Origin of the sequence: Prevotella sp. OH937_COT-195, from assembly GCF_003932845.1 — a bacterium.
Lineage (GTDB): Bacteria > Bacteroidota > Bacteroidia > Bacteroidales > Bacteroidaceae > Prevotella.
The window spans coordinates 92,699-99,864 of sequence record NZ_RQZH01000005.1 but is presented as its reverse complement, the minus strand read 5'-3'; the positions used below and the strand labels follow the sequence as shown (position 1 = coordinate 99,864).

The 7,166-nt window shown below is 48.2% G+C and carries 7 protein-coding genes and 1 pseudogene; 7 read left to right on the top strand and 1 reads right to left on the bottom strand.

The features are described 5' to 3' along the window. From EII32_RS12470 to rodA, 7 genes and pseudogenes are all read left to right on the top strand, one after another. Positions 1 to 188 (top strand): annotated as a pseudogene (locus tag EII32_RS12470) (IS30 family transposase); the annotation flags it as partial. Positions 189 to 318: 130 nt separating this feature from the next. Continuing rightward, positions 319 to 942, top strand: a complete 624-nt coding sequence (locus EII32_RS03755; RefSeq protein WP_125234119.1) for an IMP cyclohydrolase — start codon at positions 319 to 321, stop codon at positions 940 to 942. Position 943: 1 nt separating this feature from the next. Further along, entirely contained in the window at positions 944 to 1,969 is a 1,026-nt protein-coding gene (locus tag EII32_RS03750) for a rod shape-determining protein (protein ID WP_125234118.1), read from the top strand. Continuing rightward, positions 1,966 to 2,832 carry a rod shape-determining protein MreC gene (mreC, locus tag EII32_RS03745; RefSeq protein WP_125234117.1) on the top strand — a complete coding sequence of 289 codons (867 nt, stop codon included), beginning with the start codon at positions 1,966 to 1,968 and terminating at the stop codon, positions 2,830 to 2,832. The genes EII32_RS03750 and mreC overlap by 4 nt, the downstream gene beginning before the upstream one ends. Positions 2,833 to 2,840: 8 nt before the next feature. Next, entirely contained in the window at positions 2,841 to 3,338 is a 498-nt protein-coding gene (gene mreD / locus EII32_RS03740) for a rod shape-determining protein MreD (protein WP_125234116.1), read from the top strand. Between the two features lie 15 nt (positions 3,339 to 3,353). Further along, positions 3,354 to 5,204, top strand: coding sequence for a penicillin-binding protein 2 (gene mrdA / locus EII32_RS03735; RefSeq protein WP_125234115.1), 1,851 nt, complete (start codon positions 3,354 to 3,356; stop codon positions 5,202 to 5,204). Then, positions 5,185 to 6,654 (top strand): rod shape-determining protein RodA, encoded by a 1,470-nt coding sequence (rodA, locus tag EII32_RS03730; RefSeq protein ID WP_125234114.1) that lies wholly within the window; start codon positions 5,185 to 5,187, stop codon positions 6,652 to 6,654. The genes mrdA and rodA overlap by 20 nt, the downstream gene beginning before the upstream one ends. Before the next feature lie 30 nt (positions 6,655 to 6,684). Here rodA and EII32_RS03725 read toward each other — a convergent pair whose 3' ends face one another. Then, positions 6,685 to 7,146 (bottom strand): gliding motility lipoprotein GldH, encoded by a 462-nt coding sequence (locus EII32_RS03725; protein ID WP_125234113.1) that lies wholly within the window; start codon positions 7,144 to 7,146, stop codon positions 6,685 to 6,687. Between the last annotated feature and the right edge of the window lie 20 nt (positions 7,147 to 7,166).

The window sequence follows — 7,166 nt, the reverse complement described above, 5'->3', positions numbered from 1 at the left end:
GCTTCATGGCAGAAAGGAAGTGTCGAAAACGCAAACAGACTCATCAGAAAATACATTCCAAAGAAAGCGGATTTTGACGAATTCAGTCACAAACGTATCATGAATATTCAAAAGAAATTGAACGGAAGACCAAGAGAAAAATCAATTTCGATACACCGATAAATTGTTTCTTCAAAAATTTTCACTAATTTTGCATTTGCTGTTGGACTCTACAACTTGTTTAAAAGAGAAGATTTTAAGTTTTTTATGTCTGTTTGTCTTGTGAGAACTCCTTTTTTTTTGTACTTTTGCAAACTGATTTATAAATAAGAACAACTAATGGTTGGAACAAAACAGATTAAGACGGCGTTGGTTTCGGTTTTCCACAAAGATGGTTTGGATGAACTGCTTGCCAAGTTGAACGCTGCAGGAGTGCAGTTTCTTTCAACCGGCGGCACACGAAAGTTCATCGAGTCGCTGGGGTATGAATGTCAGGCCGTTGAGAGTGTCACGACCTATCCGTCGATTCTCGGTGGCAGGGTAAAGACTCTGCATCCGAAGATTTTCGGAGGAATATTGGCACGTCGCGACAATGCAGGCGACAAGGAACAGATGAAAGAGTACGACATTCCCGACATAGACCTCGTGATTGTAGATCTTTACCCGTTCGAACAGACCGTAAGCAACGCTTCGAGTAGCGAGCAGGACATCATCGAGAAGATAGACATCGGAGGCATATCGCTCATTCGTGCCGCTGCCAAGAATTTCGAAGACGTGGTAATAATTCCGAGTAAGGCGCAGTATTCCGAGTTGCTCGACATCCTTGCCCGGCAGGGAGCAGAGACAACGCGCGAGCAACGTCGTGCTTTGGCGTGCAAGGCATTCGGTGTGAGCAGTCATTACGACACCGCCATAAACGAATGGTTCTCAAAACAAATAACAGAAACAAACAATAAGATATAACATGGGATTTTTTTCATTCATTCAAGAAATTGCAATGGACCTCGGCACAGCCAACACCATCATTATCAGTGATGACAAGATAGTTGTTGACGAGCCGTCGGTTGTCGCTCTCGACCGTCGCACCAACAAGATGATTGCCGTCGGCAACAAGGCAAAGATGATGTACGAGAAGACGCACGAGAACATACGCACCATTCGTCCGCTGCGCGACGGCGTTATAGCCGATTTCTCCGCCTGCGAGCAGATGATGCGCGGACTGATAAAGATGGTTAACTCCGGTCGCCGCCTCTTCGGGTCGCCGTCGCTACGCATGGTGATAGGTGTTCCGTCAGGTTCCACCGAGGTAGAATTACGCGCCGTGCGCGACTCTGCAGAGCATGCCGACGGTCGCGACGTGTATCTCATATTCGAACCTATGGCAGCAGCGATAGGCATCGGCATCGACGTTGAGGCTCCCGAGGGTAACATGATTGTGGATATAGGCGGCGGCAGCACCGAGATTGCCGTAATCTCATTAGGCGGTATCGTGAGCAACAACTCAATCCGTGTGGCAGGCGACGAACTTACCAACGACATTCAGGAATACATGAGTCGTCAGCACAACGTGAAGGTAAGCGAGCGAATGGCGGAAAGAATAAAGATAAACGTGGGCTCGGCTCTTACCGATCTTGGCGACGAAGCTCCCGAGGACTATGTGGTACATGGTCCGAACCGTATTACCGCACTGCCCATGGAAGTACCGGTGTGCTATCAGGAGATTGCTCATTGCATAGACAAGACTATCGCAAAGATAGAGAACGCCGTGCTTTCGGCACTTGAGGCAACTCCGCCCGAACTGTATGCCGACATCGTTAAAAACGGTATATATCTGACCGGTGGCGGCGCATTGCTGCGCGGTTTGGACAAGCGTCTGACAGATAAAATCAACATCAAATTCCATATTGCCGATGACCCGTTGCACAGCGTGGCCAATGGTGCCGGCATAGCATTGAAGAATGTTGACCGTTTCTCGTTCCTGATGAGATGAACAACCTGCTGGCATTTTTGGCAAGACACAGCCATTGGCTGCTGTTTGTTGTGCTGGAAGCGGCGAGCATCATGCTCCTCTTCCGGTTCAACAGTTATCAAGGCAGCGTATGGTTCACTTCTGCAAATGTGGTGACAGGCAAATTGTATGAGATAAACGCTTCGGTGGAATCGTTCATAAGCATGGGTAAACTGAACGAACAACTCACCTCGCGCAACATCTACCTTGAGCGTCAGATAAAACATTTGTCGGAAATGCTGGAACGCACAAACAGCGACTCCGTGCTGTTGCGCAGCGCACAGGTACATCTGCTGAGCCAATACAGGCTGATACCTGCCAAGGTGGTTGGCAACACCGTCAACAAGAAAGACAATCTTATAACGATAGACAAAGGCAGTCTTGACGGTATACGTCCCGACATGGGCGTTGTGGGAGGCGAGGGCATTGTAGGTGTGGTGTATCTCGTCTCGCCCCATTACAGCATGGTGTTACCGGTGCTAAACAGTCACTCCAACATAAGTGTGATGATAGAGAATCGCGGTTATTTCGGCGTGCTGCGTTGGGAAGGCGGCGACAGCAGGATGGCATACGTGGACGATATTCCGCGTCATGCCCGCTTCAACGGCGGCGACAATATCGTGACAAGTGGTTATTCGGCACTCTTTCCGCCGGGTATCCATGTTGGTAAGGTGCATCGCACGTACAACTCTCCCGACGGAATGTCGTATCGCCTGCTTATAACACTCGCCACCGATTTCGGCAAACTGCGCGATGTGTGTGTGATAAACGACACCAAACTCCAAGAACGCATCAAACTCATGCGTGCCGCGCAAGACTCCATTTTGTCCGTAAGAGAAAACTGACTATCGTGATGGTAACCGATATTCTAAGAAGAACGATACTGTTCATCGTATTGTGCCTTGTGCAATGCCTTGTGCTCAACCATGTAAACCTGTTTGGTTGTGCCACACCGTTGCTGTATGTTTATATGGCATTTACATTCCCCCGAGGCTATCCGCGCTGGGCAGCATTGTTATGGTGTTTCGTACTCGGTGTTTGTGCAGACACATTTACCAACACTCCGGGGGTTGCTGCGGCATCGATGACTCTGACGGGGGGGGTGCAGCCGTATGTACTTGAGATGTTCATGCAGCGGGAAGACGAGTCCGATTTCAAACCCACTATGCACAATATGGGCTTTGCCAAATATGTATATTATACATTGATACTGATTTTTGTTTTCTGTGTTGCATACTATTCGCTCGAAATGTTCACGTTCTTCAACTGGTTGAAATGGTGCGAGTGTGTGGCGGGAAGCATGCTTATCACCGCCGTTCTGGTGTATGCCGTAGAGCATGTTAAGCGTTGAGGTTTTATATAAAGAATGAAGGACTACGGACCTGAATATCGCAAATACGTTATTGGCGGGGTGGCAACACTTATCGTTGTCATCTATATCGTCCGACTGTTCTCGTTGCAGATAATGAGCGACGACTACAAAAGAAATGCAGACAGCAACGCTTTCCTAAAAAAAACAGACTATCCCTCACGCGGAAACATTACCGACCGCACCGGAAAACTGCTTGTGTATAACCGTCCGGCATACGACATAATGGTGGTTATGAACGAAGAATCGGGAAGAGTCGATACCACAGAGTTCTGCATGGCACTCGGCATAACGAAAGAGTTCTATGCCAAGAGAATGTCAGATATAAAAGACCGAGGCAAGAACCCCGGTTACAGCCGGTTTACACAACAAATATTCATGTCGCAACTCTCGGAAGAGGAGTTCAGCATATTCCGGGAAAAACTCTATCGCTTTCCCGGTTTCTACATGCAGAAGAGAAGTATCAGACAGTACCAATACCCATACGCGGCGCATGTACTCGGCGATGTGGCGGAGGTCTCGCCGGGCGACATTGAGGAGGACGAATACTACCAAAGCGGAGACTATATAGGAAAACTCGGAGTGGAGAGATATTACGAGAAAGAACTGCGAGGCGAGAAGGGAATACAGATATTGCTGCGTGATGCACACGGGAGGATAAAGGGAAAGTATCAAAACGGGAAATTCGACCGAAAACCGGTGGCGGGAAAAGACCTCACGTTGAGCATCGATCTTGAACTGCAGGAACTCGGCGAGCGTCTCATGGAGGGAAAAATCGGAAGCATTGTGGCAATAGAACCTGCCACGGGCGAGGTGTTGTGCATGGTATCGTCGCCGACATACGACCCGCGACTGATGACGGGCAGAATGAGAGGAAAGATGCACAAGGCATTGCAGGCAAACGCATGGAAACCTTTGTTGAACCGCGCCATAATGGGACAATACCCTCCCGGCTCCACGTTCAAGACATCGCAGGGACTTACATTCCTTACCGAGGGGATAATATCACCGCAGACGACATACCCGTGTTACAGGGGATTCTTGTTCCGCGGACTTCGAGTGGGCTGTCACGGACATGGTTCGCCACTGCCGCTGATACCGGCAATAAGCACGTCGTGCAACGGATATTTCTGCTGGGGACTTTATTACATGATGAGCAACCGCAAGAAATACAAAACCGTGCAGGATGCCATGAACACTTGGCGCGACTATATGGTAAGCATGGGTTTCGGGTACAAACTCGGTGTTGATCTTCCCGGAGAGAAACGAGGATTGATACCGAATGCCGATTTCTACGACAATGCTTATAAAAAAGATTGGAACGGATTGACAATTATCAGTATATCAATAGGACAGGGAGAGGTAAACCTCACACCGCTGCAGATAGCAAATCTCGGAGCAACAATAGCCAACAGGGGATATTTTATCACGCCGCATGTGGTTAAAACGATAAAGGGACAGCCGCTTGATGAGAAATTTCGCAAGAAGAACTATACCAAGGCTTCGCGCTCGTCATACGATTATATTGTGGCAGGTATGCGCAGTTCGGTAGTCGGAGGCACGTGTCATGAGGCGAACAGAGCAGACTATGAGGTATGCGGAAAAACGGGAACGGCGCAGAACAGAGGTCACGACCACTCGGTGTTCATGGGATTTGCACCAATGAAAAATCCGAAAATCGCCGTTGCCGTGTATGTGGAGAACGGAGGCTTCGGCGCGACTTTCGGAGTTCCTATAGGAGCATTGATAATGGAAAAATATATTAACGGCAAATTATCCGCAGGCTCGGAGGCAAAAGCAAGAGCCATGCAGAGCAAACGTGTGGCGTATGGTTCGAATGACAGATAAGCAGCCGGGCGTGCTACGGTCAATAGATTGGATAACAATAGTTATCTATCTGGCACTTCTCGTTTTCGGATGGGTAAGTGTGTGCGGAGCAAGTTACACCTACGGCGATACCGATATTTTCAGTCTCGGCTCGCGTTCGGGCATGCAGATAATATGGATTGGCACTTCGATATTAATCGGATTGGTGCTTCTTTTGCTTGACGACCGGTTCTACGAAACGTTCTCGTATGTCATCTATGCGGCATTGTTGCTGCTTCTATTTGCAACAATATTCAATCCACACGAGATAAAGGGTTCGAGGTCGTGGCTTGTATTGGGACCACTGCGACTGCAACCTGCCGAGTTTGCGAAGTTTGCCACTGCGCTGGCGGTGGCGAAACTGATGTCAACCTACGGGTACAGCATACACAAATGGAAGCATTTTGCCGCGGCATGTGCAGTGGTGTTTATGCCGATGATGTTCATCGTTGCACAAAAAGAGACAGGCTCGGCACTCGTATATCTGTCGTTCTTCTTGATGTTCTACCGTGAGGGAATGTCCGGAAGCATACTTTTTACGGCCGTTGCCATGGTGTTCTATTTTGTGGTTGGTATAAAGTTTGAGGATGTAATGATGTGGGACGGGCATACTTCTGTGGGAAAGTTTGTTGTGTTGCTCGGTGTGCAAATATTCACTTCGGTTATGATTTATGCCAATGCCGGCGGTCTCCGACAGATGAAGACCACACTGTTTTACTGCCTCGTCGGTACAATCCTTGCGTTGCTGTTTTCCACTTTCGTAATTCCTTTCGACGTGGTATGGGTGCAACTTTTGCTTTGCGGGTTCATCATCGGGTATGTGTTTTTTATGTGGTTGAGCAGCAGAGTGCTTACATACGGATATATTCTTGCATTCGCAATCGGTTCGATAGCCTTCTTCTATTCTGCCGAATATGTTCTTGACAATGTTTTGCAGGAACATCAACGCAAACGTGTCGAGGTGCTGCTCGGACTGAAAGAAGACTTGTCCGGAGCCGGATATAATGTACACCAGAGCGAAATTGCCATAGGTTCGGGCGGTTTGCGAGGCAAAGGTTTTCTCAACGGCACACAGACAAAATTGAAATATGTGCCTGAACAAGATACCGATTTTATCTTCTGTACCGTGGGCGAGGAAGAAGGTTTTGTCGGGTCGGCTGCCGTACTGTTGCTATTCCTTGCGCTGATACTTCGGTTGATAAAACTTGCCGAACGCCAACCATTCCGTTTCGGACGGGTTTATGGTTATTGTGTACTTAGTGTTTTCTTGTTCCATGTTTTCATAAATGTCGGCATGGTATTGGGACTTACCCCCGTCATCGGCATTCCTTTGCCATTCTTCAGTTACGGTGGGTCTTCGTTGTGGGGTTTCACATTCCTGCTGTTCATATTCCTTAGAATAGATGCGGGGCGAAATCTAATACGAGAATAGTTTCTCCGACATTCCCACTCCTTTCGTTATTTATCGGCTTAACTTAACTCCTATGTCGGCAATCCCGGGAAGTATCTCGCGCTTCATGTTGTGGCGTATGCTGATTTGCAGCGAGTCGCCGGCATTCAATTTGATGCGGGTAAGCGGGTAATCGTACTCGTAAAGTCCGATGCCTCGTCCGCGTATGTTTCCGTCGCGGTCGATTACACGGCAGTTAAGGGTATCGCTTATATGTCTTTTCCCGGGGAAAACGGTCTGATTGATAATAAGAGTTAGCCCCATGAAAGGATAGTCGTTGCTTATTCTCAGAGTTATTTTTTCCTTGTAGTAACCGGCGTGGTATACAGCCGGCACAGAAAATTTCAGTGTGTCGTTCCGTTCCCAGCCGTTTATCTGTGTAGGCTCGAAATGATGATACACCGTTTTTGTCTCGCATGCAACCAGCAACAGCGTGAACAATACAACTACTAACAATCGGTAAAATCTCCGCATGCCTTGACTGATACTTGTTG

What these genes read in the sequence shown, in the direction of transcription:
- EII32_RS03750 (WP_125234118.1), top strand. Translation starts at nt 944, where the DNA reads ATGGGATTTTTTTCATTCATTCAAGAAATTGCAATGGACCTCGGCACA.
- mreD (WP_125234116.1), top strand. Translation starts at nt 2,841, where the DNA reads ATGGTAACCGATATTCTAAGAAGAACGATACTGTTCATCGTATTGTGC.
- rodA (WP_125234114.1), top strand. Translation starts at nt 5,185, where the DNA reads ATGGTTCGAATGACAGATAAGCAGCCGGGCGTGCTACGGTCAATAGAT.
- mrdA (WP_125234115.1), top strand. Translation starts at nt 3,354, where the DNA reads ATGAAGGACTACGGACCTGAATATCGCAAATACGTTATTGGCGGGGTG.
- mreC (WP_125234117.1), top strand. Translation starts at nt 1,966, where the DNA reads ATGAACAACCTGCTGGCATTTTTGGCAAGACACAGCCATTGGCTGCTG.
- EII32_RS03725 (WP_125234113.1), bottom strand. Translation starts at nt 7,146, where the DNA reads ATGCGGAGATTTTACCGATTGTTAGTAGTTGTATTGTTCACGCTGTTG.
- EII32_RS03755 (WP_125234119.1), top strand. Translation starts at nt 319, where the DNA reads ATGGTTGGAACAAAACAGATTAAGACGGCGTTGGTTTCGGTTTTCCAC.